General features: G+C 73.1%; 21 protein-coding genes and 1 tRNA gene. 8 read left to right on the top strand and 14 right to left on the bottom strand.

The window, feature by feature from the left end:
• Positions 1-91: 91 nt before the first annotated feature.
• The 6 genes from QE401_RS17065 to QE401_RS17040 form a co-directional block, all read right to left on the bottom strand.
• Positions 92-1,288, bottom strand: a complete 1,197-nt coding sequence (locus QE401_RS17065; RefSeq protein ID WP_307139336.1) for an ABC transporter substrate-binding protein — start codon at positions 1,286-1,288, stop codon at positions 92-94.
• Between the two features lie 609 nt (positions 1,289-1,897).
• On the bottom strand, positions 1,898-2,866 hold the full coding sequence (locus tag QE401_RS17060; protein ID WP_307139335.1) for a glycosyltransferase family 2 protein: 969 nt from the start codon (positions 2,864-2,866) through the stop codon (positions 1,898-1,900).
• On the bottom strand, positions 2,863-4,137 hold the full coding sequence (locus tag QE401_RS17055; protein WP_307139334.1) for a lipopolysaccharide biosynthesis protein: 1,275 nt from the start codon (positions 4,135-4,137) through the stop codon (positions 2,863-2,865). The genes QE401_RS17060 and QE401_RS17055 overlap by 4 nt, the downstream gene beginning before the upstream one ends.
• The gene (locus tag QE401_RS17050; RefSeq protein ID WP_307139333.1) at positions 4,134-5,255 is read right to left on the bottom strand and encodes a glycosyltransferase family 4 protein; all 1,122 of its coding nucleotides are present in this window, start codon (positions 5,253-5,255) and stop codon (positions 4,134-4,136) included. Before QE401_RS17050 ends, QE401_RS17055 begins: the two co-directional genes overlap by 4 nt.
• The gene (locus QE401_RS17045; protein WP_307139332.1) at positions 5,252-6,187 is read right to left on the bottom strand and encodes a glycosyltransferase family 2 protein; all 936 of its coding nucleotides are present in this window, start codon (positions 6,185-6,187) and stop codon (positions 5,252-5,254) included. The genes QE401_RS17050 and QE401_RS17045 overlap by 4 nt, the downstream gene beginning before the upstream one ends.
• Positions 6,188-6,341: 154 nt before the next feature.
• Positions 6,342-7,139 (bottom strand): WecB/TagA/CpsF family glycosyltransferase, encoded by a 798-nt coding sequence (locus tag QE401_RS17040; RefSeq protein WP_307139331.1) that lies wholly within the window; start codon positions 7,137-7,139, stop codon positions 6,342-6,344.
• Positions 7,140-7,373: 234 nt separating this feature from the next.
• On the opposite strand from QE401_RS17040, the gene QE401_RS17035 reads away from it, so the two are divergent.
• From QE401_RS17035 to QE401_RS17020, 4 genes are all read left to right on the top strand, one after another.
• Positions 7,374-9,731: an exopolysaccharide transport family protein gene (locus QE401_RS17035; RefSeq protein ID WP_307139330.1), complete on the top strand. Its 2,358-nt coding sequence runs from the start codon at positions 7,374-7,376 to the stop codon at positions 9,729-9,731.
• 13 nt (positions 9,732-9,744) lie between these two features.
• A complete protein-coding gene (locus QE401_RS17030) occupies positions 9,745-10,470 on the top strand; it encodes a polysaccharide biosynthesis/export family protein (RefSeq protein WP_307139329.1) in 726 nt (241 codons plus the stop codon).
• Between the two features lie 145 nt (positions 10,471-10,615).
• Positions 10,616-12,130, top strand: a complete 1,515-nt coding sequence (locus QE401_RS17025) for an exopolysaccharide biosynthesis polyprenyl glycosylphosphotransferase (protein ID WP_307139328.1) — start codon at positions 10,616-10,618, stop codon at positions 12,128-12,130.
• Positions 12,130-13,575, top strand: a complete 1,446-nt coding sequence (locus QE401_RS17020) for an O-antigen ligase family protein (RefSeq protein WP_307139327.1) — start codon at positions 12,130-12,132, stop codon at positions 13,573-13,575. The genes QE401_RS17025 and QE401_RS17020 overlap by 1 nt, the downstream gene beginning before the upstream one ends.
• Here QE401_RS17020 and QE401_RS17015 read toward each other — a convergent pair.
• Together QE401_RS17015 and QE401_RS17010 are read right to left on the bottom strand one after the other, a co-directional pair.
• On the bottom strand, positions 13,541-14,029 hold the full coding sequence (locus QE401_RS17015; protein WP_307139326.1) for a CreA family protein: 489 nt from the start codon (positions 14,027-14,029) through the stop codon (positions 13,541-13,543). The genes QE401_RS17020 and QE401_RS17015 overlap by 35 nt on opposite strands.
• A 116-nt stretch (positions 14,030-14,145) precedes the next feature.
• The gene (locus QE401_RS17010; RefSeq protein ID WP_307139325.1) at positions 14,146-14,580 is read right to left on the bottom strand and encodes a DUF2934 domain-containing protein; all 435 of its coding nucleotides are present in this window, start codon (positions 14,578-14,580) and stop codon (positions 14,146-14,148) included.
• Between the two features lie 179 nt (positions 14,581-14,759).
• On the opposite strand from QE401_RS17010, the gene QE401_RS17005 reads away from it, so the two are divergent.
• The 3 genes from QE401_RS17005 (at position 14,760) to QE401_RS16995 (ending at position 17,203) form a co-directional block, all read left to right on the top strand.
• Positions 14,760-15,776 (top strand): NAD(P)-dependent oxidoreductase, encoded by a 1,017-nt coding sequence (locus QE401_RS17005; RefSeq protein ID WP_307139324.1) that lies wholly within the window; start codon positions 14,760-14,762, stop codon positions 15,774-15,776.
• A gap of 100 nt (positions 15,777-15,876) precedes the next feature.
• Positions 15,877-16,203 (top strand): glycosyl transferase family 39, encoded by a 327-nt coding sequence (locus tag QE401_RS17000; protein ID WP_307139323.1) that lies wholly within the window; start codon positions 15,877-15,879, stop codon positions 16,201-16,203.
• 211 nt (positions 16,204-16,414) lie between these two features.
• On the top strand, positions 16,415-17,203 hold the full coding sequence (locus QE401_RS16995; protein WP_307139322.1) for a GGDEF domain-containing protein: 789 nt from the start codon (positions 16,415-16,417) through the stop codon (positions 17,201-17,203).
• Between the two features lie 12 nt (positions 17,204-17,215).
• Here the strand turns inward: QE401_RS16995 and QE401_RS16990 are convergent, their stop codons facing one another.
• The 4 genes from QE401_RS16990 to QE401_RS16975 all read right to left on the bottom strand — a co-directional run bounded on the left by QE401_RS16990 (position 17,216) and on the right by QE401_RS16975 (position 20,248).
• Positions 17,216-17,422 carry a hypothetical protein gene (locus tag QE401_RS16990; protein ID WP_307139321.1) on the bottom strand — a complete coding sequence of 69 codons (207 nt, stop codon included), beginning with the start codon at positions 17,420-17,422 and terminating at the stop codon, positions 17,216-17,218.
• Between the two features lie 129 nt (positions 17,423-17,551).
• On the bottom strand, positions 17,552-18,682 hold the full coding sequence (locus QE401_RS16985; protein WP_307139320.1) for a type I restriction endonuclease: 1,131 nt from the start codon (positions 18,680-18,682) through the stop codon (positions 17,552-17,554).
• Between the two features lie 227 nt (positions 18,683-18,909).
• Positions 18,910-19,794: a Hint domain-containing protein gene (locus QE401_RS16980; RefSeq protein WP_307139319.1), complete on the bottom strand. Its 885-nt coding sequence runs from the start codon at positions 19,792-19,794 to the stop codon at positions 18,910-18,912.
• A 205-nt stretch (positions 19,795-19,999) separates the two neighbouring features.
• A complete protein-coding gene (locus QE401_RS16975; RefSeq protein WP_307139318.1) occupies positions 20,000-20,248 on the bottom strand; it encodes a Nif11 family protein in 249 nt (82 codons plus the stop codon).
• A gap of 264 nt (positions 20,249-20,512) precedes the next feature.
• Here QE401_RS16975 and QE401_RS16970 point away from each other — a divergent pair, with 264 nt between their 5' ends.
• Positions 20,513-21,076 carry a nuclear transport factor 2 family protein gene (locus QE401_RS16970; protein WP_307139317.1) on the top strand — a complete coding sequence of 188 codons (564 nt, stop codon included), beginning with the start codon at positions 20,513-20,515 and terminating at the stop codon, positions 21,074-21,076.
• Between the two features lie 40 nt (positions 21,077-21,116).
• On the opposite strand, the gene QE401_RS16965 is transcribed toward QE401_RS16970, so the two are convergent.
• Both QE401_RS16965 and QE401_RS16960 read right to left on the bottom strand, forming a co-directional pair.
• Positions 21,117-21,193, bottom strand: a tRNA-Arg gene (locus tag QE401_RS16965).
• Between the two features lie 94 nt (positions 21,194-21,287).
• Positions 21,288-22,643 carry an amidase gene (locus QE401_RS16960; RefSeq protein WP_307139316.1) on the bottom strand — a complete coding sequence of 452 codons (1,356 nt, stop codon included), beginning with the start codon at positions 22,641-22,643 and terminating at the stop codon, positions 21,288-21,290.
• Positions 22,644-22,761 lie beyond the last annotated feature (118 nt).

Below are 22,761 nucleotides of genomic sequence, written 5' to 3'. Positions count from 1 at the left end.
GGTTCTCCAGAAAGCCGCCGGCGGGCCGCGCCCGCCGGTCCTTGCGGTCAGGACAGGGTGGGCCGGGGCGGCTGCCCCGGCGCCGGCCCGGTCAGAGGCGGCATTGCGACGCGTAGGCGTCGCCATGATTCTCCAGCACGCGCTCCTTCGTCACCAGAGCGGGCTTGCCATCGGCGCCGCGCTCGACGCGCACCAGGAACCAGTCCTGCACCGGGTGCTGGTTGGGGCCGAAGGCGAATTTGCCTCTGGGGCTCTCGAAGCGCGCCGGCAGCATGGCGCGGCGGAAGGCCTCGGTGTCGTCCACCTTGCCGCCGGTGCCGGCCAGCGCGGCGCCGATGGCGAGCGCCGTGTCGTAGCCATGCTGGGCGTAGTAGGTCGGCGTGCGGTTGTGCTTGGCCATGAAGGCCGAGACGAAGCGCCTGTTCGCCGCATTGTCGAAATCGGTGTTCCAATGCGCGGTGACATGGATGCCGAGCGCGGCATCGCCCACCGCGGTCAGCGTCGTCGCGTCCATCGACGGCTCGGCCAGCACCATCGGGATGTTGGCGAGCAGGCCGGCCTGCACATACTGCTTCAGGAAGGCGATGCCGAGGCCGCCGGGATGGAACTGGTAGACCGCGTCGGGCTGGGCGGCGCGGATCTGCGCCATCTCGGCCGCGTAGTCGGTCTGGTCGAGGCGGGTATAGACCTCGCCCACGATCTCGCCCTTGTAGAGGCGCTTGAAGCCGGTGATGGCGTCCTTGCCCGCCTGGTAGTTGGGGGCGAGGATGAACATGCGCTTGTAGCCGAGATTGACGGCGGCCTGGCCGGCGCTCTCATGCAGGCCGTCATTCTGCCAGGCGATGGACCAGAAATTGCGGTGGCATTCGCGGCCCGCGAAGGTCGAGGGCGAGGCGTTGGGGCTGACATAGATGCCGCCGGCATCCAGCACGTCCGGCGCCACGGCGCCGAGCACGTTGGAGAAGACGATGCCGGTCAGCAGCCTGATGCGCTCATTCTTCATGAAGCGCTCGGCGATCTGCTTGCCCTGGCCGGGGCGCAGCGCGTCATCCTCGACCAGCAGCTGCACGGCGGTGTCGCCGAGCTTGCCGCCCTGCATCTCGGCGGCCAGCGCGAAGCCGTCGCGGATGTCCTGGCCGAGATAGCCGCCAGGCCCCGAGAGGGTGGTGATCATGCCGATCTTCAGCGGCGCGCCCTGCGCCAGGGCCGGCCGCGCCAAGAGCGGGGCGGCCGCCAGCGCGCCCGCGGCGCCCAGGACGTTCCGCCCGAAGCCACGCCTGTCCATCATCTCCCGATCTCCCCTATTTCTTTGAAGCTTAAACTGTTTTGTTTCCGGCTTGGAAGCGGAAAACCGTCGGGTCCTGCGGGGAGAAACGCGAAACGCGCGAAGCGGCGCGGCAGGCTGGGCTGCGCCGTTTTCACGTGGAACATCGGCTGTCGGAATGATGCGGCGCGCCGTCGCGGCACTCCGCCGGATTCAGGGTTGTCGCGGCCCTGCCGCGCCCCTGCTCACCCCGCCCCATTCCTGTCCCCCGCCCTGCATCGCCGCTCCCCGGCGCACGGGTATTTGAAGGCGGGAGGGGCCAGGGGGCAACGGGGGATGAGGCGGATCAGACGCTGCGGCCGCCCCGCATATAGCGGCGCTCCGGCCGGTAGCCATTGGGAGAAAGCCAGTTCCACAGGGCCTTGAGGCCGAGGCGGTGCAGCATTGGGGGGCTCCATCGAAGGGTTCCGATGGAGGTCACTCTCGCTTTCGTGAGGTTAGCGCCGAGTAAATCACGCGCCCGTGATGGCGACACAGGCACAAAATATCGTCTCAAACCGAAGGCGGGTGCAGGGGACCCTGTCCCCTGCCGGGGGAGTTTGAGGGGGCAGAGCCCCCTCAAGGCGGGGCGCGTCAGGGGGAGGTTTGCGGTTCCAGGATCGCCCCATAGACCATGGCCTGGCGCAGCTTGGCGATCTGCAGCCGCAGCGATGGCGGCAGGGCCCGCCACAGCGCGAGTTGCCACAACAGCCCCCGCAGCCAGCGCCACCGGCCGACCGGCCGCAGCGCGCGGATCATCGGGAAGATGCGGTGGCGCCGCACGGCCTCCGGATGCGCCTCGAACAGCAGGCGGTAATTCTCGACCGAGCGGTCCAGCCGCCCCAGCCAATCGGCGTCGCGGTGGAATTCCATATGGGTGACGCTGTTGTCGACATGCCGCACCGGCGCCTGGGCGCCGATGCGCAGCGCCCATTCCGTGTCCTCCCAGCCCCAGCCGCGGAAACGGTCATCGAAGGGGGTGGCGAGGAAGAGGTCGCGGTCGATCTGGAAATTGGCGGAGAGGAAGTTCCCGGCCGGGTCGCGGTTGCGGGTCTCGGCCGGCAGCCATTCGCGCTTCTGGCTGTGGGTGTGGAACAGCAGGCTGTCCGCCGGCACGGGGGGCAGGCGCTGGCCGCTGCGGCCGCCGCAGACCACATCGCGCGGATGCGCCTCCGCCGCCGCCAGGGCGCGGCCGACGAAGCCCGGCGAATCCGGCAGGCCATCGGCATCGAGGAACAGCACCACCTGGCCGCGCGCCAGCCGCGCCAGCGCGTTGCGCGCCCCCGCCCTGCCGAGATTCTTTTGTGCGTTGGCCAGGCCTGCGGCCTGGCCGCGTTGCGCGGCCGCTTCCAGGATTTTTTCCTGTCCGGTGAGGGCGGGGTTGCCGTCGATCAGCACCAGCAGCTCCACCGTGCCGGGCTCGGGCAGCGCCGCCATGTCGGCCAGCAGCTCGGCGGCGAGGGGGCGGATGTCGCGGTCATAGGTCGGCACCAGGATGGACAGGCGCGGCGTGGCGCCGTGCCAGGCCGGGCTGGTGACGAGCTTGGGCAGGGTCTCGGTCATGCGGCGGGATCGGTCCCGGGGGTGGAGGGGGGGCGGCGCAGCGCCAGCAGCCAGACCAGGGCGGCGGTCAGCGCCATCACCGCCAGCCGGGCCAGCGCCGCCGCCTCGATCCCGCCGATCGGCACGGCGATCCAGCACAGCAGCAGCGTCAGCCCGAGCGAGAGCGCCACCACGGCCAGGCGCTGGCCCTGGCGGGCGGTCGCGCTCAGCACATCGGCGCCGATATAGAAGGCGGCATAGGCGGCGGGCGTCAGGCAGATCAGCCGCAGCAGCGGCGGCAGCTCGGCATAGGCGGCGCCGAAGATCCAGGGCAGCAGATCGGCGAAGACCAGCACGCCGAGCGCGGCGGCGAGGCCGAGGCCGAGCCCCACCGGCAGCAGCCGCAGCCCGTAGCCGGCGCGGTCCCCGGCCGCCATGCGGAACAGGCGGCCATAGAGCGCGTAGCCGAGCGCGCGGATCGGCAGGTACAGCGTGCCGATGATGCGGAAGGCGGCGGCATAGAGGCCGGCGGCGTGCGGCCCGGCCAGTTCCAGCACGATCGGCTTGTCGAGATCGGCGGCCGAGGCCTGCAGCGTGCCCTCGGCGGCGAAGGAGAGCCCCTCGCGCCAGCTGCCCTGGATCCAGGCGAAGACCGGCCGGCCATGGTCGCGCACCACCAGCGCCAGGCAGCAGAGCGCGGCCAGCGCCGAGGCGCCGAGATACCAGAAGGCCCATTCGCCGAGGCTGAGCCCGCTGCCGAGCGCGGCATGGGCGGCCCAGGCCAGCGCGATGGCGGCCAGCCGCATGGCGCCGATCAGCACGGTGGCCAGCGATTGCCGCCCGGCCTGGCCCGTCGCGATATAGATCATGGTGCAGAGATTGGCGTAGCGGCCGAACAGCAGGTCCGCCGCCAGCACCGCGGCGAGCGGCCAGAGCCCGATCGAGCCGATCTCGAACAGCGGCAGCAGCGCCAGCAGCAGCAGGCCGAGCGGCAGGCCGGTCAGCGTCGCCGAGAGCAGCGCATGGCCGATCCAGCGCGGCAGGGCTTCGCGGTCGCCGGCGGCGTGGCGGATCAGCAGCTGGTCGCTGCCGAGGCCGACCAGGCTGGACAGCGCGATGGTCACCGCCGTCAGGCTGGCGAACAGCCCGTAGCCGCCCGGCCCCAGCACGCGCAGCGCCAGCACCAGCCAGCCGATCTGCGTCAGCAGCTGCAGGGTGAAGCCGCTGAACAGCACGCCCATGTCGAGCGCCAGCGCCTTCTCCGGCAGGATTTTTTTCAGTTTGGCGATCATGGGCGGGCGGCGCGGGTCTCTGCGGGGCCAGGCTGGGGCGCGGAGAGCGCGTCGCAGAAGGCCACCAGCTGGCGCGAGGCCGCCTCATGCGTCCAATGCTCCAGCGCGTGGCGCCGCGCCTCGGCGCCGATGCGCTGGCGCAGGGTCTCGTCCCCCCAGGCGCGGGCGATGGCGTCGCGCAGCGCCGCCGGATCGCCGGGCGGCACCAGCAGCCCGTTCACCCCGTCCTGCACGTAATCCTCGGCGCCGATCGATTCGGTGACGATGCAGCAGCGGCCGAACATCATCGCCTCGATGAAGGTCACCTGGCCGGAGGCGGAGAAGCGGTTCGCCGTCGGCACCACGCTGAGCCGCGCGCGCTGCGCCAGCACATGGCATTCGGCGAGCGAGAGCCCGCTGCGCAGCGTGACATTGGGCGGCAGCTCCAGCCCCTCGGTCGCGTGCCGCCCGGCGACGACGACCAGCGGCAGCGAAGGCAGCTCCCGCATGGCGGCGAACAGCGTGGCGTAGTCGCGATTGGCGGTGCCCATCGCCAGCAGGAAGGGTTTTTCCGCCTCTTCCTCCAGCGTCGGGTTCAGCGCGTTGACGCTGAAGGGCACGAAGACGAAGCGCTCCTGCGGCAGGCCGAAGGCCTCGGCATAGGAAGCGATCTCGCGCCGCGAATGCACGATGATGCGCTCCACCGCCTGCAGCCCGTAACGCGCCAGCTTCGCCTTCGCCCCGCCATGCTGCTGGCCGAGGTTGAAGCTCCAGGCGATGATCGGCCGCCGGCTGCCGGAGAGCCGCTTCAGCAGCCCCGCCATCAGCGCCAGCTGCGGGAAGACGGTGAGCAGACCCGCCCCCGGATCGCGCGACAGGCGCGCCGCGCGCAGCCCGCGGGCGGCATGCCGCAGATAGTCCAGCCATTGCCGCCCCGAGGTCGCGCGGCGCGAGCGGTCATGGTCGTAATCGGCGTGCAGGTCGAAGAAGCGGTGCCGCAGCGGGGAGACGAAGCGGGTGATCCAGTGATGGTCATAGCCGCCGGGCGAGGAGCCCAGCAGCAGCCATTGCCCGGCGCGCCGTGACGGCGCGGCATCGGGCTGGGGGCGGGGCGTGCCGGGCATGGCGGGGGCGCTCACCAGGGGCTCCGGCGGGACAGGCTCCACCAGACCAGCTTGCCGGCCACCTCGGCCAGCTTCACCGAATGGCGCTCGGCGCGCTTCTCGCGCGTCAGCACCGCGCCCGCCCAGCGCGCCGCGGCCACGCCGCATTGCGCGATGGCGCGCGCCGTCAGGTTCAGCGCGGTGCAGGGGCGGCAGGCGCTGTAGCGCAGGGTGACCATCCCGTAGAGCTTGCCGGCATGGAAGCTGCGGCGGCGGAAATAGCCGAGCCGCGTGCGCCCCGCCGGCACCTCCTCATGCGCCACCGCCTCGGCGCACCAGACCATGCGGCGGCCCTGGCCGTGCAGCCGCACGAAGAGGTCGTAATCCTCGCCGCCGCAGATGCCGAGCGAGGGGTCGAAGGGCACCGGCTCGGCCAGGCAGGTGGCGCGGCGCAGCAGCAGATTGCCGGTGGCGATCCAGCGGCCGCCGGCCGGGTTGCTGTGGTTCAGCGGCATGGTGGTGCCGGTCGGCCAGTGCACCAGCCGGCGGTAATGGTGGCCGGTCGGGTCCCAATCCGGCGCGCCGCCGGGGAAATCCGGCAGGACGGGGCCGAACACCATGTCGGCGCCGCTCGCCTCGGCGGTGGCGAGCAGGGCGGCGACGCAGCCCGGGTCGAACCACTGGTCGTCATCGAGGAAGATCAGCGTCTCGCCGCTGGTCGCGGCGACGCCGGCATTGCGCGCCTGGGAGACGCCGGGCTGCGGCAGGCCGAGATAGCGCAGCGGCAGGCCCGGCCCCTCCGCCATCGAAGCGACGGCGTCGCGGGCATTGCTGTCGGGCGAATTGTCCACCACCAGCACCTCGGCCTCGTAGCCCGGCGGCAGGGCCTGGGCGCGGGCGCTTTCCACGGCGCGCTTCAGCGGCAGCGGGCGGTTGTAGGTGCAGATGACGATGGCGGTGCGCGGCATGGCGGATCCTGCACGGGGCACGGGGAGAATTCGGCCGGGGCAGGCTGGTGTCGCCTGGGCGGAACGATCTTCCCCCAGGCCCCGCCCCGCTGCAAGAACGCGCCGCCCGGCCCGGCGCGTCGCAGCGGGGGGGTGTGGCGGCGGCGCCGCAGCGTCAGCCAGGCGGTGCGCCGCGCGGCCGCTCCACCCGGCGCATCAGCCAGAGCAGGCGCGGCGCTTCCAGGATGTAGCGGCGCCACAGCCTGCGCGGCTCGCTGCCCAGCCGGTGCAGCCATTCCAGATGCGCCCGCTGCATCCAGAGCGGCGCGCGCTTCTTGGCCCCCGTGGTGAATTCCAGCGCCGCGCCGACGCAGAGCCCGATGCCGGTGGCCCGCCCGCTCTCGGCGATGCGCGCCGCCAGCATCTCCTGCCGCGGCGAGCCGACGCAGAGCAGGACAAAGCGCGCCGGATGCGCCAGCACGACATCGACGCAGGCGGCGACGGCGGCCGGGTCGTCGATGAAGCCCATGGGCGGGTTGTGGTGCGCCAGGCGCCGCAGGCCGAAGCGCTGCCGCAGCGCCTCCGCCACCGCGGCGCTGCCGCCGATGATGGTGACCGGCGTGTCCGGCCCGGCCAGGCCGCGGGCGAACAGCGCCTCGGTCAAATCGGAGCCGGGGGCGAGCTGCAGATGGATGCCGCGCCGCGCCGCCAGCAGCCGCAGCACGCGGCTGTCGCAGACCGACAGCCAGGCGCCCTCATACACCGCGCGCAGCGCCGCACCGGCGCGCTCATGCCGCAGCAGATGGTCGGCATTGGGGGTGACGACATAGGCGAAGGGCGAAGCCGGGTCGCGCGCCGCGATCAGGGCCAGCACCGCCTCCAGATCCAGCGAATCGAAGCGCAGGCCGAGCAGTCTCTGGCTGTGCGGCCGCCCCTCTGGCGGCGGGGCGGTATCGGCGTAAGTATTGGTCATGCAGGGGTTCCCGGCGGGAAGGGCAGAGAAAGCATGGCGCTGTGACCCGAAAGCTACCACTTCGCAGCCGGATCATCCTAAACTGGCGGTGTTCGTGCGGAAGCATGACCTTCGCGGCAGAATTGCCGGCCGGGTCGCTGCCTCTCTGCGGTCCGTGGAGGAATTGACGCTGCTCCGCCTGGCGACCCTGTCTCGGAACCTCTGGCCGGCCGGTCCGGCGCGGGGGGCGCGCGCATGAGCGGCGGGCCGGAGCGGGACGGGCAGGACAGGCCGCCGCAGGACCCCAGCCCGGCCGGGACGGAGGGAGACGGCGCCGGCCCCGCGGAGGCGGCCGCGCCGGAGCATGCGCCGCAGGCGGATGCGCCGCAGGATGGGCCGGCGCCGCCGCCCGGGGATCCGCCGCCGCCCGAGGCCGAGGAGAGCGCCGCCTGGGAGAAGGTGCCGCCGGGTGCGCCGCCGCCGGGGCCGGAAGCCCGGCCGCAGGGCGCCGCCCTGGCCGCCGCGCCGGCGCCGATGCTGGCCCCGCCCGAGCCCTTCGGCGCGCCGCCGGTGGGCGGTTTCCACATCGCCGACCTGCTGGTGACGCTGCGGCTGCGCTGGAAGCTGCTGGCCCTGGCCTTCCTGCTGCCGGTGGCGCTGGGCTTCGCCGGCGCCCTGCTGGCCCCCACCCGCTACACCGCCGAAAGCGTGCTGCTGGCGCAGACCACCCGCGAGGCCGCGGGCGCCACCGACGTCACCGGCTTCGGCCCCAATGTCGTCGCCGTCGAGATGCTGAAGGTGACGCGCGCCGAGATCGAGATCCTGCGCAGCACCGCCGTGCTGGAGGAGGCGCTGCGCCGCGCCGGGCCGGGCGGCATCTTCACCGATGCGGAGCTGACCGGCGCCAAGGCCATCGAGGCGCTGTGGCGCGCGCTGAAGACCGAGGCCGACACCGCCAGCACCATCATGCGCGTCAGCCTGACCCTGCCCGACCGCGAGCGCGCGCTGCGCGGGCTGCAGGCGGTGGTCGGCGCCTATCTCGACCGGCGCGACCAGATGTATGCCGATGAGAGCGCGCGCCTGCTGAATGCCGAGCTGGAGCGCTACGGCCAGCGCATCCGCGCGCTGGAGGCGCAGATCCGCCAGGTGCAGGCGGAGAATGGCGTGCTCGACATCGCCCAGGACATCACCCTCGCCGCCTCGCGCCGCGAGGAGCTGGCGCGGCGCGAGAACGCGCTGCGCGAGCAGCAGGCCAATGTCGAGGCGCAGCGCAGCGCGGCCGAGGCGGCGCTGGCCGCCCAGCCCGGCCGCGTCTTCGCCTCCAGCGAGGCCACCAACCTGGTGCCGGGCGATGATTCGCGCGGCCAGCTCGCCCGGCTGCTGCAGGAGCGGGAGCGCATGGCGGGGCAGTACACCGCCGAATATCCCGGGCTGCGCGAGCTGGACCAGCGCATCGCCGCCCTGCGCGGCGCCATGCGGGAGAATGCGCGCACCACCTTCTCGACCACGCGCGAGGTGCGCAACCCGAATGTCGAGATGCTGAGCCAGCGCGTCGTCGCCCTGCGGCTGGAGGGCGAGGCGCTGGAGCGTCAGCTGGCCGAGCTGCAGCGCCAGCGGCAGGAGGCCGAGCAGCGCGGCACCGCCCTGCTCTCCGCCGAGCAGCGGCTGCGCGCCTTGGGGCGCGAGCGCGAGGGGCTGGAGGCGGTGAACCGCCAGCTGATCACCCGCGAGGCCGGCACCCGCATCGGCGAGGAGGCGCGCCGCCAGGGCCGCCCCGGCGTGGTGGTGGTGCAGCCCCCCGCGGCGCCGCTGGACGGGCGCAGCCTGCGCAAGCTGCTGGCCGCCGGCGGCATCGCCGGCGGCTTCGCCTTCGCCGGCGGGCTCGGCCTGCTGCTGACGCTGACCCGCCGCGTGCTGGCGACGCCGGACGAGGCCGAGCGCGGGCTGCGCCTGCCGGCGCTGGCCAGCTTCGGCAGCCTGGTGCCGGCCTCGCGCGACCTGAAGCCGATGCCGCCCGTCGAGGATCTGGTGGCGCTGCTGGGCGATGCGCGGGTCAATGGCCGCCGCCCGCGCCTGGTGCAGCTGGTGGCGACCGATGCCGGCGATGGGCGGGACGAGCTGGGCCGGGCGCTGGCCGTGGCGCTGGCCCGGCGCGGCGTGGCCGATGTGGCGCTGATCGACCTGCAATCGGATGGCAGGGCGCATCTGGCGGCGCTGGGCTCGCAGCCGCTCGAGGTCGAGCGCATCCCCGGCCATGTGCTGGTGTTCAGCACGGTGATCCCCAATCTCTGGATCTCCTATGAGGCGGTGGAGTCCGACCTGACCAATCCGCGCGCCAGCCGGGAGGAGACGCAGACCCTGCTCGACCGGCTGCGCGAGGCCTTCGGCACCGTGGTGCTGATCGGCCCGGATGAGGGCGGCAGCTATGCGATGCGCCGGCTCTCCGCCATGGTCGACGCCAATCTGCTGGTGGTGCGCGGCGAGCGCAGCCGCGGCGCCGAGGCGCGCGCGGTGCGCGACACCGTGCTCGGCTCGGGCGGCGCGCTGCTCGGCTTCGCCTTCACCGGGCAGCGGCGGCTGCTGCCGCGCGCCCTGACCCGCCTGTTCGCCTGAGGATACGCCCGCGATGCGCCTGCCCGCCGCCCTGCTGCTGTCCCTGCTGTCGCTGGCGCTGGCCGGCTGCGGCACCGGCCAGGCGCTGGACCCGGTGGAGCGCGCGCCGGAGGGCTTCGCCCCCTGGACCGAGACCGCCCCCGAATACCGCATCGGCGCCGGCGACCGGCTGCGCGTGCAGTTCCTGCTGACGCCGGAGATGAACGAGACGGTGCTGGTGGCGCCCGATGGCCAGGTGGCGCTGCGCGCCGCCGGCCGGCTGGCCCTCTCCGGCATGAGCGTGACGCAGGCCGAGGCGGCGGTCGAGCAGGCCTCCCGCCGCATCCTGACCCAGCCGGTGGTGACGCTGGGGCTGGAGGAGGCCGGCGCCTCCACCGTGCTGGTGGGCGGCGCGGTGCAGCGGGCCGGCGCCTATCCGCTGCCCGGGCGGCGCGGCGTGCTGGAGGCGGTGCTGCAGGCCGGCGGCTTCGACCCGGATGCGCGCATGGGCCAGGTGGTGCTGATCCGCCGCGGCCCGGGCGACCGGCCGATGCTGCGCACCATCGATGTGCGCGGCTTCATCGAGGGCAGCGCCGCGGGCGCCGCCGATGTGCCGCTCTATCCGGGCGACATCGTCTATGTGCCGCGCAGCCGTATCGGCGAGGTCAATCTGTGGATCGACCAGTTCGTCAACCGGCTGGTGCCGTTCAACCGCTCCTTCAGCTACACCATCAACCGCGGCACCACCGGCGTGCCGTGAGGGGGAGGGCGCTCATGCCAGGCCACCGCTGCCCGCCGCGCCGGACCGCGCCCGGCCTTCCCTCCGCGCCGCCGCCCGCCGCCTTGCCCTTCGGGCGCGCGGCCCCATCCTCTCCCCGCCACGTTCCGCTCTGGGAAGCCGCTCCGTGACGCAGCCCGAACCCGCCCCCTCCGCCGCCGCCGCCCGTGGCGGGCTCGCCGCCCTCGGCCAGTCGCTCGCCACGGTCCGCTGGACGCATGGGCTGATCAACCGCGTCGTCAAATGGTTCGACGTGGCGATGCTGCTGCTGCCGGCGGCCTTTTTCGGCCTGCTGCCGGGCAGCGATGCCTCGCCGCTGGCCTGGCAGCAGGCGCTGGTCATCGCCGCCGCCCAGGTCTGGGCCTATCTCTCGGTGATGGAGCGCATCTCCGCCTATCGGGTGGAGCATTACCAGGGCTTCTGGGGCCAGCTCGGCCATATCCTGGCGGGGCTGGCGGTGGGCTGGGCGGTCGGGCTGATCGCGCTGCAGGCCTGCCTGCCCGGCCAGCTGCCGCTGAACCAGCCCTGGTTCCTGGAATGGCACGCGCTGCAATTCCTGCTGCTGCTGCTCAGCCGGCAATGGCACCGGCTGATGGTCTATTGGGTGGAGCGGCGCCGCCTGCTCTGCCGCAAGGTGGTGGTGGTCGGCGCCAACCCGACCGGCGCCCGCGTGCTGGCCGAGCTGACCGCGCCCGACAAGGCGGCGGAATACGAGCTGGTCGGTGTCTTCGCCGACAGCAGCGATGGCGATGTTGGCCATGACGGGGCCGCGCCGGCCGCGCTCGATGGCCATGCGGTGCTGGGCGGGCTGCCGGCGCTCTCGGCCTTCGCGCAGGACAACACCATCGACCTGATCGTGCTGGCCCTGCCCTGGAGCCGCGCGCAGGAGCTGTTCCGGCTGATGCACCAGGTCGAGTGGATCGCCGCCGATGTCGTCATCCCCTTCGACCCGGAGGGCGTGCCGCCGAACTATGCGCGCATCGCCCCGCTCGGCCGGCTGCGCGCGCTGCAGGTGATGGTGCGGCCCTTCAAGGGCACCCAGGGCGTGGTCAAGGTGATCGAGGATTACGTCATCGCCAGCGTCGCGCTGCTGCTGCTGAGCCCGATCATGATCGCCGCCGCCATCGCCATCCGGCTCGACAGCCCGGGCCCGATCTTCTTCAAGCAGTGGCGCCCCGGCCTCGGCCAGAAGCCCTTCGCCATCTACAAATTCCGCACCATGCTGATGGACCCGACCGATGACGGCTCGGTCGGCACGCAGAGCCGCAACGACCCGCGCATCACGCGGGTGGGCGGCCTATTGCGCCGGCTGTCGATCGACGAGCTGCCGCAGCTGATCAACGTGCTGCGCGGCGAGATGTCGATCGTGGGTCCCCGCCCCTATGTCGCCAACATGCTGGTGGGGCAGGAGCGCTTCTCGGAGATGGTGCGGCAATACGCCGCGCGGCACCGCATCAAGCCGGGGCTGACCGGCTGGGCGCAGGCGAACGGCATGCGCAGCTACGCGCTGCGCTCGCCGGAGAATGCGCGCAAATCGATCGAGATGGACCTCTACTACATCACCCATTGGTCGCTCTGGCTCGACATCCGCATCATGGTGCGCACCGTGGTGGTCGGGCTGGCGGGGCGGAACGTGTTCTGATGCCGGGCGCGGCGCGCCGCCCCGGCGGCTTCGCGCCGCACTGGACGTCGTCCGGTGCGGCGGCGCCCGCCGCGCTGCGGCTGGAGGGGGCCGGGCCCGCGCGGCCGGCCCTGGCGCCGCCGCCCGCCGCCTTCCGCCTGCCGGCCTGGCTGATGCCGCTGCAGCTGGCGCTCGCCGCCATCGGCGTGGTGCTCTACAGCGGCGCCAAGTTCCAGCTGAGCGGCGGCGCGCCGGAGGCCGAGCAGCTCGGCGCCAGCGACCCGCTGAACACGCTGATGCAGCTGATGCTGCTGGCCGGCGGCGGGCTGGCCGTGCTGCTGCATGCGCGGCGGGCGCTGGGCCTCGCCCTGCGGCTCTGGCCCTTCCTGCTGATCGTGGCGATGATCGCCGCCTCCACCCTCTGGTCGCAATCGCCGGGGCACACGCTGCGCCGCTCGGTCAGCGTGGTGGTGCTGCTGCTGTTCGTGCTGTCCACCATCGCCGGCCCCGGCATCGTGCGCTTCATGCGCATCACGGTGGGCGTCACCCTGGTGCTGGTGGTGTTCAGCCTGGCCGAGGCGGTGCTGCGCCCCTCCATCGGCTTCGACACCGGCGACTACGCCAATGCGGTGCGCGGCGTCTTCCCGCAGAAGAACGTCTTCGGCATGGCGCTGCTCTGCGGCGCGCTGGCGCTGTCCTATGTGGTGCTGGAACGCGGCAGGCTGCGCTGGAGCGACGGCGCCATCCTGCTGGTGCTGCTGGTGATGCTGGTGCTGGCGCGCTCCACCACCTCGCTGCTGCTGACGCTGCTCTGCGCCGGCGCCACCGTCGCCTTCCTCTGGCTCGACCGCGGCGGCGCCTGGGCGGCCTCCATCCTGCTCGGCCTGGTGGTGGGCGGCAGCGCCGGGCTGCTGCTGTTCGGCGCGCTCGGCACCGAGGGGCTGTTCGAGCTGATCGGCAAGGATGCCTCGCTCACCGGCCGCACCTTCATCTGGGAGGAGGTGTGGAACTCGATCAACCAGCGGCCGCTGCTGGGCATCGGCTATGCCGCCTTCTGGATCGCCGATTCCCCCGGCGTGCTGGCGATCCAGGAGCGGGTGCAATGGGCGGTGCCCAGCGCCCATAGCGGCTATCTGGAGGTGCTGCTGCAGCTGGGCTGGGCCGGCGCCGTGCTGGTCATGCTGCTGGCGGCGGTGACGCTGCTCTGGGCGCTGGTGGCGCTGGCGCGCGGGCCCCGCCGCCACGCCATGTGGACGTTGATGCTGGCGGGGGTCCTGGTGATCCTGAACCAGAGCGAGAGCGCGCTGCTGAACCCCGACCTGCCGATGATCTTCTGGCTGATGGTGCTGGTGGCGCTGCAGCAGGCGCCGCCGCGCGAAGCCGCGCGCCCGGGCTGGCGGCGGCTCGGCTATGTCGCCGGCGGCGGGGCGCTCAGCGTGGCGGCGCCTCCAGCGGCACGGCGGTGACGCTGTTGAAGGGCGAGCCGTCGACGATCTTGGTGCTGGTGACGAGATAGACCAGCACGTTCTTCTCGCGGTCATGCATGCGCGTCACCGTCAGCGACTTGAACAGCGCCGAGGAGGATTGCCGGAACACCGATTCCGTCTGCGGCAGCCCCTGCGGCAGCGTCACCACGCCGGTGGCGCGGCAGGCGATGCTGAAGCGCGACGGATCCTCGGCCAGCCCGACCCAGCCGGACAGCCCGCCAGTGTCGGCGCGCGAGACATAGCAGGAGACATTCGGCACGCGCGGGTCGTCATAGCGCTCGACCACCACCTTGTCGTTGGGGCCGACCAGGCGGAAGGTCGTGCTGACCTCGCCGACGCGGCTCTGCGCCGTGGCGTCGCCGCCCAGCGCCAGGGCGAGCGGCAGCGCTGCCAGCAGCGACAGGGCGGGCGGGATGGGGCGGCGGCGGGACATGGCGGCATCTCCTCGGCGGGCGGCCGGAGGGCCGGCCCTGCCCCCTGTGTCCCTCCGCCGGCCATCCCGCCGCAAGGGGCTTGGCCCGCGGTGGCATGGCCGCGGGGCGGCGGGCGTCAGGCCTTCGGCTTGCGCGCGGCCGGCTTCGGCGCCGCCTTGCCGGGGGTGGGCCTGGCGCCGGCGGGGGCGGGCGGCTGCGCGCCCGGCGCCTTGCTGGCCGCCGCCGCCGCGGCCTTCTGCGTGGCGGCGGAGGGCGCGGCATCGGTGCCGGCCACCGGCTTCCTCGCCGCCGGCCTGGCCGGCTTCGCGGCCTTGTCGCCGGAGAGCCTGGCGCCGCGATTGGGGTCGGTCAGGCTGGGCGGGTCGCTGGCGGGAAAGGTGTCGGCCAGCTGCGCGTCCAGCGCCGCATTGCCCGCCTCGCCGGCATCCAGCTCGCGGCGCGCCTGGTGCCAATGCGCCTCGTCCTGCCCGTGCGGGCGGCCGGCCTGCTCCCACAGCGCATAGGCGCGCTGACGGATCCGCTCCTCCAGCTGCCGCTTCGCATCACTCATGGTCTTGCTCCTGTCCTCGGGGGGCCGCCCCGGCTGGCGCCCGTCTCCGGCGCGGGCCGCATCGCCCCGCTGACACAATGGCGCGGGAGGGCGCGGGTTTACGCGCGGCGCGCGAAACCCCCCTCCTGTGCCGCGCGCGCCACCCGCCTATGCTGGCGCGCCCGAGGGAGAGAACCGCCATGGCCGGCCTGCGCATCCTGCTCACCCACGCCCCACGCGCCCGCGCGCTGTATTACGGGGAGGCGGCGCTGCAGGCGCTGGCGCAGCACGGCACGCTGCGGCTGAACGAGCGCGACGCGCCGCTCGACACCGCGGCGCTGCTGGCCCTGGCCGAGGGCTGCGACATCATCGTGGCCGACCGGCTGGCGGCGGCGCCGGCGGCGCTGTTCGCGGGGCTGCCGCAGCTCGCGGCCTTCCTGCGGGTCGCCGTCGACATCCGCAATGTCGATGTCGAGGCCGCCAGCCGCGCCGGCGTGCTGGTCTGCCGCGCCACCCCCGGCTTCGTCGATTCCGTGGCGGAGCTGGCGCTTGGCCTGATGATCGACCTGGCGCGCGGCATCAGCGACGCCGTGCTGGCCTATCGCGCCGGCGGGGCGGCGCCGGTCCGCATGGGGCGGCAGCTTTCCGGCGCCACGCTCGGCATCATCGGCCATGGCGCCATCGGGCAGAGGCTGGGGCGGCTGGCGGCCTCGCTCGGCATGCAGGTGCTGGCCAGCGACCCGGCGCTGCCCGAGGGGGCGGAGCGCGAGGGCGCGCGGGGCGTGTCCTTCGCCGCGCTGCTGGCGGCCTCCGACATCGTGGTCTGCCTGGCGCCGGCGCGGCCGGAGACCGAGGGGCTGATGAACGCCGCGGCCTTCGCCGCCATGCGGCGCGGCGCGCTGTTCCTGAACCTGGCGCGCGGCGAGCTGGTGGACGAGGCGGCGCTGGCCGCCGCGCTGGAGTCCGGCCAGCTGGGGGGCGCGGCGATGGATGTCGGCCGCGCCGCCGACCAGATGCCGAGCCCGTCCCTCGCCGCCCGGCCGGATGTGGTGGCGACGCCGCATATCGGCGGGCTGACGCCGCAGGCGGCGCATCACCAGGCCTTCGACACGGTGCGCCAGGTGGCGGCGCTGGCGGCCGGGCGCCTGCCGGAGCAGGCGGTCAATCCGCAGGCGGCGCACCGCCTGGCGCGGCTGGGGATTGATGACTTCTGCTAATCAGGGCGATCAGGAATCGGCCCTCACTGCGCCGGATCGCCTTGCCCATCTCTCGCTCAGACGGCGGGTCGACCGCCACCACCCTGACGAGGAGAGCCTCATGACCAAGCTGAACGCCTTCCGCGCCCTGACCCTCGCCGCCGGCCTGGCGCTGGCCCTGCCCGGCCTGGCCGCGGCCCGCGACCTGACGGAGAACGCCAACAATGGCAGCACCTCCGCCCCCTTCGCCTATTCCATGCAGGTGACCCGGGCGCAGGCCCCGGCCGGCATCCCCGGCCCGGTGGGCGACAACGCCCAGCCCCGCGGCAACCCGCTGGCCCTGCAGCTGGCGCAGACCGAGCCGCATGAGGCGGCGCATCTGCCGCGCGCCGTGGGCAATTCCGCCAATGCCTGGGGCGGCTTCGGCACCGGCCCGGCGCAGAACTGAGCCCGGGCGGCGGCACGCCGCGGCACCGGGCGGAGGCCGGCGGGGGAGACCCCGCCGGCCTTCATCCTGTCCGGCGCCGGGGACGGCACCGGCCGGCCCTTAAACGCGCGATTCCGTGAGCCGGCCATGCTAGACTGCCGCCGCCCGTGATGGCGGTCGGGGGCCGCCAGCCGGGCTGTGTCCCGTTCCAACCCCCGCGGCGAGGCCTGGCGTGCGTGAGCTTTTCCGACGGATCGCCGCGCCGCAGCTGCGCGACAGGGCCGGGCTGGTCCGTTATGTGGCGACGGCCAGCTGCCTCGCCGTGCTGCTGGCGCTGGCGGTGGATGTCGCGCAGCAGCTGATCTTCTTCACCGACTGGGCGACCGCGCTGCGCTCCTGGGCCGTCACCATCGTGCTGGCGGCCGGCATCGCCGTGCTGCTGCTGGGCTGGATCGGCCGCTCCCACCTGGCGCTGTACCAGGCCAAGCAGGCGGTGGAGCTGCTCAGCCGCACCGACCCGCTGACCGGCCTGGCCAATCGCCGCGCCCTGCTGGAGGCGGCGGAGCGCGGCGGCATGGCGCTGATGGTGCTGGTCATCATCGATATCGACCATTTCAAGCGCGTCAACGACACCCATGGCCACCGCATCGGCGACGGGGTGCTGCAGGCGGCCTCGGCCATCATGGCCTGGGAGCTGGGCGGCGAAGGGGTGCTGGGCCGGCTGGGCGGCGAGGAATTCGCCCTCCTCGCCCCCGGCGAGGCGCCGGAGGCGCTGCTGCAGCGGCTGGTGCGGCTGCGCGACCGGCTGGCGCAGCAGCCGGTGGTGGTGGATGGGCGGGCGGTGTCGATCACCATCTCGGCCGGCGCCGCGCTGCAGCCGGCCGACAGTTTCGACGCGCTGTACAGCGAGGCCGACCGCGCCCTCTATGCCGCCAAGCAGGGCGGCCGCAACCGCATCTGCCTGTCCGAGGCGCTGCAGCGCCGCTGCCCCGCGCCGCTGGAGGCGCGCCCGGCGGCCTGAGGCGCCGCGCCGTCACAGATGGCGGCCGCGCTCCAGGATCTCCAGCGTGTAGTCACGATAGCTCATGCCGAGCTCCTCGGCCCGGGCCAGGCGGCGCAGCGCGATCTCGCGCGGCGGCGTCTTCCAGGCCTTGCGATGCGCGCGCCGCCAGTTCCAGGCATTCCAGGACAGGTCGGGCTCGGGCTCCAGCGGCGGGCCGCCATTGTGGCCGATGGACATGCGCATCCCCTGCGGTGGCGAGGCGGGCATTGTTCCCCCGGCGGGGCGGCGGCGCCAGCCTTTCCGCGGCGGCCTTCCAGCTGGCATGCACAGGAGGGCGTTGCCGCTGGCAGCGCCCTCCGAGGCTGGTCAGGCTGCGGCGCGCTTGGGCGCGGGCGCCAGCTCCTCCACCCGCTGCTTGAAGGCGGCAAGGAGCAGCTCGTCCATGTCGCTCAGCTGCCGGGTGGAGATTTCGCCGCCCAGCGCACCGAAATCGAAGATCAAAGTGGCGTCGCGGCCTTCACGGAAATCGAACAGCCGGCCGGCGCGCTCCCGCTGGTAGAACGCTACCATCTTGCCCTTGTAGTCGCGGAAATCGAGCTTCTCCAAAGCCTCGTAGAGGCGCTCCTCATTGACCAGGAAGGCCAGCCTCCGCCGCACATGGGCTATGACCTTCAGTTCGGCCTCCGTCATGCCGGCGTCATGGCCGCTGGCCGGCGAGGCGGCGGGGGTGGCTTCGGCGGGCAGCGTCGCGGCCTTCTCCGGTTCTTCGCGTGTCGGCAGGTCCAGCCGCCGCAGGATGCGCAGATTGACGAACTCGCTGAACGCCGCCTTGGTCAGGTCGCGGTACTCGCCGAGCGATTTCGCCCGCACATGGCTGACGCCGGCATTCTGAAGCAGCAGGCGCACGAAAGGCTCGCTCGGATCCTGGGCCAGCGCACTCAGCTGCGCGAGGATGTTCTGGAAGATCAGCTTGCGCTTGGCCTCGGCGCCGATGTTCTCGGGGTCGAAAGTGCTTTTCTGCAGGCTACGCAGGCCCTCCTCGACGGAATCCTCGATCTTGCCCTTGGCGATCTCGCGCAGATCCAGGGTCAGGAAGGCGTTCTGATCCATCATATTGGGCTCGTCGGAATCCGCGTAGAATTCGTAGACGAGTCCATCGCCAAGGATGCCCATCTTCACGGTGGGTGCGGCGTTGAAGTAGGAGCGGAGCTGCCCGCGTTCGTCCCGCAGCGCCATGCCGAGGGTTTTGCACTCGATGGCGATGACGGGGCAGGAATCGCGCAGAATGGCGAAATCGACCCTGTTCTTGTATTTTTCGCTGAAGTCGCAGCTATGCTCCGGACAGACCTCATCGGGGTTGCGGTCGTCATAGCCGAGGAAGCTCAGGAAAGGCAGCACCAGGAACAGCTTGGTGCTTTCCTCGTTGGTGCAGCGTGGAGCCAGCGCCACCATTCGTTCTGCAAACTGCCGTAACTTTCCCCTGAAATCGTCCGACATGGCTGCCTCCCATAAATTTCTTATTCGCAACGATCGCATGGCTGCCAGGGGTGCGTCATTCAAAAAAGTTGCGGTATCGATATGGGATGCGGTGGCGCAGGTCCTTGTCCGACACGCCGGAAGGTGAGGAGGCAGAGAACGTGCCATGGCCTCCGGCAAGCCGGCGCCCGCCAGGCCGTCATCCTGGTCGTCCGGCAATGCGGGAGGAGCGCTAAGGGGGGGCTGGGTCAGGCCGCCAGCTCCGCCATCCCCAGCGCCGTGGCGCGGCGGGCCAGCGCCTCGGCCAGGCGGCGCGGCAGCTGGCGCGCCGATTTCACCCGTGGCGGCGCCATCTCGGCCATGGCCGCGCCTTCCTCGCCATGCCGCGCGACATATTCGGCGTAATTGTCGAAGCGGCGGCGGCTGACATTGTCGATGAAGCTCTCGGCCGGCACGCCCTCGGCCAGGAGCAGCGCGTGGTCCTCCAGCTCGACATGCAGATAGTCGAAGGCCTCGGGCAGCGCGGTCTCGCGCCGGATGGTGGTGCCGTTCACCAGCGCGCCGGCCTGCACCAGCAGCCCGTCCAGCCACAGCGCATGGTCGGGGGAGAGGCACAGGTCGCGCGCCGGCAGCCCTTCCCCCAGCGCGCCGGCCTGGATGCGGACCGGCCAGGCGCGCAGCCGGTCGGCGAAAAGCGGCACGATGCGCTGCCGGCCGATCCAGCGCACCGGCCGCACCGCGCCCTCGGCCGTCCGCACGGCGTCGCCGATGCGCAGCGCCTCGACCGCGCAGGATCCCCCTGGGGTGGCGATGCGGGTGCCGGGCATGAAGCAGATCGGCAGCGGGGCGGGGTCGGCGGCGAAGGCGGAGTCGGGCCCCGCGCCCAGGACGCTGTTGCTGAACAGGTAGTATTGCGCGCCCATCACCGGCGTCGCGCTGTAGCCGACCCAGCCGGTGCCGTACTGGCCGAGATACTCCCAGGTGACGCCCGAGGCCTGCACGCTGCCTTCCAGCACGCCGTCATCCGTCTCGTCCTGCGCGGTGACGGCGTTGAAGCCGCCATCGGCGATCTCGTAGCGGCCATCCTCGAGCACGGTCAGTTTGTAGAACAGCGATGTCTGGTAGCTGGCCATGACGTGATCCTCCCCGGGCGGGGAGTATTCCGTTTTGTTCATGAAATGGAAGCCGGGCCGGCGGGCGGGCGCAACACAAGCGCGCCAGGGGAGGGCCCGGCCCTGGGCGGAAGACGGCGTGGCAGCGCCGGCCGCGCCGGTTTGGCGGAGGCGTGCCGCCCCGTGTCGCGCCAAGCCGGCCGCTATGGCGGCGGCCGGCGCGCCCTCACCCCCAGATCATGCGCAGCAGGTTGACCGGGTTCAGGCCGGCGCCGGCGATCTGGTCGAGCTCGCTCTCGGCGAGCTCCGCCCGCGGCCGGAAATCCGCCTCCGTCACCTGGTAGCCGAGCGATCGTGCCGCCGCCGCCACCGCGGCGGGGGTGGCGGGGGCAGCGCCCAGCCGGTCGAGAAAGGCGGCGCGGGCCGCCTCCGTCGCATGCTCCGCCCGGAAGCGCGCGAGATCCTGGCCGGCCATCCCCTGTGCTCCATCGGTCTTTGTTGCCGATGCGCAGCGTAGCAGGGCGCCGGCCCTGGCTGAAGCGGGGCCGTGATTGTTAACTTGCGCTAACTGTAACGTTAAGCGGGCGACACATACCCCTGGCGCCGGCGCGCGGCCATCTGGCCTGGTGGCAGAGGGGCCGGCCGGGCGCATGGCGCGCCGTCCTCCCCACCCGGCGCTGCCGCCGGCTGCCGCGGCCGGGCCTGACCCGGCCGCCCGGCAACCCTTCGGGAGGATTCCATGCCCTTCGCCCAGACCCATCGCCGCCTTGCCGCCGCCGGCCGCCCGCTGCTGCTGGCCCTGGCCCTGAGCGCCATTGCCGTCGCGGCCGCCCCGTCCCATGCCCAGACCGCCGCCCGGCCCGCGGCGGGCGCCGCCGCCCAGGGCAGCGACGCCACCGCCCGCAACGCCGCCCTGGTGCGCGAGGCCTTCGAGGGCTGGGCGCAGCGCGGCGAGAATGTCTTCCGCCTGCTGGCGCCGGATGTGCGCTGGACGATCCATGGCTCCGGCCCGGTCGCCGGCACCTATATCGGGGTCGAGGATTTCGTGGAGCGTGCCTCGCAGCCGCTGGTAAGCCGGCTGACCGGGCCGATCCGTCCGGTGGTGCACCATCTCTGGGCGGTGGAGGACCGGGTGATCATCCGTTTCGACGGCGCGTCCACCACCACCTCGGGCGCGCCCTACCGCAACCAGTTCCTGTGGATCTTCCGCATGCAGGACGGCGCCGTGGTCGAGGCCGAGGCGTTCCTCGATCTCATCGCCTATCAGCAGGTGGTGGAGAACAACGCGCCGCGCCAGCGCTGAGCGCCGGTCATCCGGGGCGAAGGTCGGTCAGGCGGGGAAGTGGCGGACCCGATACGATTCGAACGTACGACCTTTGCCTTCGGAGGGCAACGCTCTATCCAGCTGAGCTACGGGTCCTCGCCGCGGGCCTGTTTAGCGGGATGTGGCGGCGATGGGAAGCCCCGCGATCGCGGGCGCCCCGATCGCCGCCCAGGGACGCCTGGAGGCCCGATCAGCCGGCCAGCGCCGCCTCCACCGCGGCCGAAGCGGCGAACAGCGCCTCGTCGCCGCCGCCCATGCGGCTCAGCATCAGCCCGACCGGCGCCTCGCCCGGGGCGTGGCAGGGCAGGCTGATGCTGCAGCCATCGAGGAAGTTGAAGGCCGCCGTGTTGCGCAGCAGCAGCAGGTTGATGCGGTTGTACTCCGCCTCCTCGGCCACCGCCGCCACCGGCGGCGGGGTCAGTGCCGCGGTCGGGCAGAGCACCGCGTCATAGGGGGCGAGGCGCGGCGCGGCGGCGGCGATGATGCGGGCGCGGGCCTGCACCAGCGCCTGGTAGTCGGCGGCGCTGATCGCCGCGCCCCGGCGGATGCGCGACAGGATGCGCGGATCGTAGCCCTCGCCCGCCTGCTCGATCAGCCCGCGATGCCAGGCATAGGATTCCGCCGCGGCGAAGCCGCCGGCCGCATTGGCGACCGGGATGTCGCCCAGCTCCGGCAGGGCGAAGCGCTCGATGAAGGCGCCGGCCGCCTGCAGCCGCGCCACGGCGCGCTCGAAGGCGGCGGCGACGGCCGGCTCCAGCCCGTCGAACAGGAAGGTGCCCTCGGGGATGCCGAGGCGCAGCCCGGCCACCGGGCGCGGCGCCGGCGGCGCGGCCTGCTCGGCACCCGCCATCAGCGCGTGCAGCACGGCGCAGCAGCCCACCGTGTTGGCCAGCGGCCCGATGCTGTCGAGGCTGGGGGAGAGCGGCAGCACGCCCGAGAGCGGCACCAGCCGCGCGGTCGGCTTGTAGCCGACGATGCCGCAGAGCGCCGCCGGCACGCGGCAGGAGCCGCCGGTGTCCGAGCCCAGCGCGCCGAAGCCCATGCCATCGGCGACCGCGACCGCGGCGCCGGAGGAGGAGCCGCCCGGCAGCCGGCCGGTGGCCCGGTCATAGGGGGAGAGGGGGGTGCCGAAATGCGGGTTCACGCCGAGCCCGCTGAAGGCGAATTCCACCATGTTGGTGCGCCCCAGCACGACGAAGCCGGCGCGCTGCAGCCGCGCCACGGCGGGGGCGGTGCCGGTGGCGGGCGGGGCCCCGGCCAGCACGGCGGCGCCGGCGCGGGTGGGCACGCCCTCCTGGTCGAACAGGTCCTTCACCGAGATCGGGATGCCGGCCCAGGGGGAGGGGGCGCGGCCGGCGCCGCGCAGCGCGTCCATGGCGCGGGCGGTGGCGCGGGCGGCCTCGGCCTGCACGGCGACGAAGGCGCGGGCGCCCTCGCCGGCGGGGTCGGCGATGCGCGCCAGCGCCGCCTCGGTCAGCGCCAGCGCGGTGGTGCGGCCGGCGGCGAGGTCGGCGGCGGCGGCGGCGAGGGAGGCGGGCTGGCTCATGCGGCGTCCTTGCGATCGGCGGTCATCCGCCGCCCGGGACGGCCCGGGCGGCGCGCCGAAGACTGCGTCCCCGGGCCGCGCCGGGCAAGACGGCGGCGCGTGGCGGGACCGGCTTCAG

Source organism: Pseudoroseomonas cervicalis, from assembly GCF_030818485.1.
Lineage (GTDB): Bacteria > Pseudomonadota > Alphaproteobacteria > Acetobacterales > Acetobacteraceae > Pseudoroseomonas > Pseudoroseomonas cervicalis_A.
Note: the sequence above shows the minus strand (reverse complement) of the source record. Positions and strands in the feature narration are given on the sequence as shown.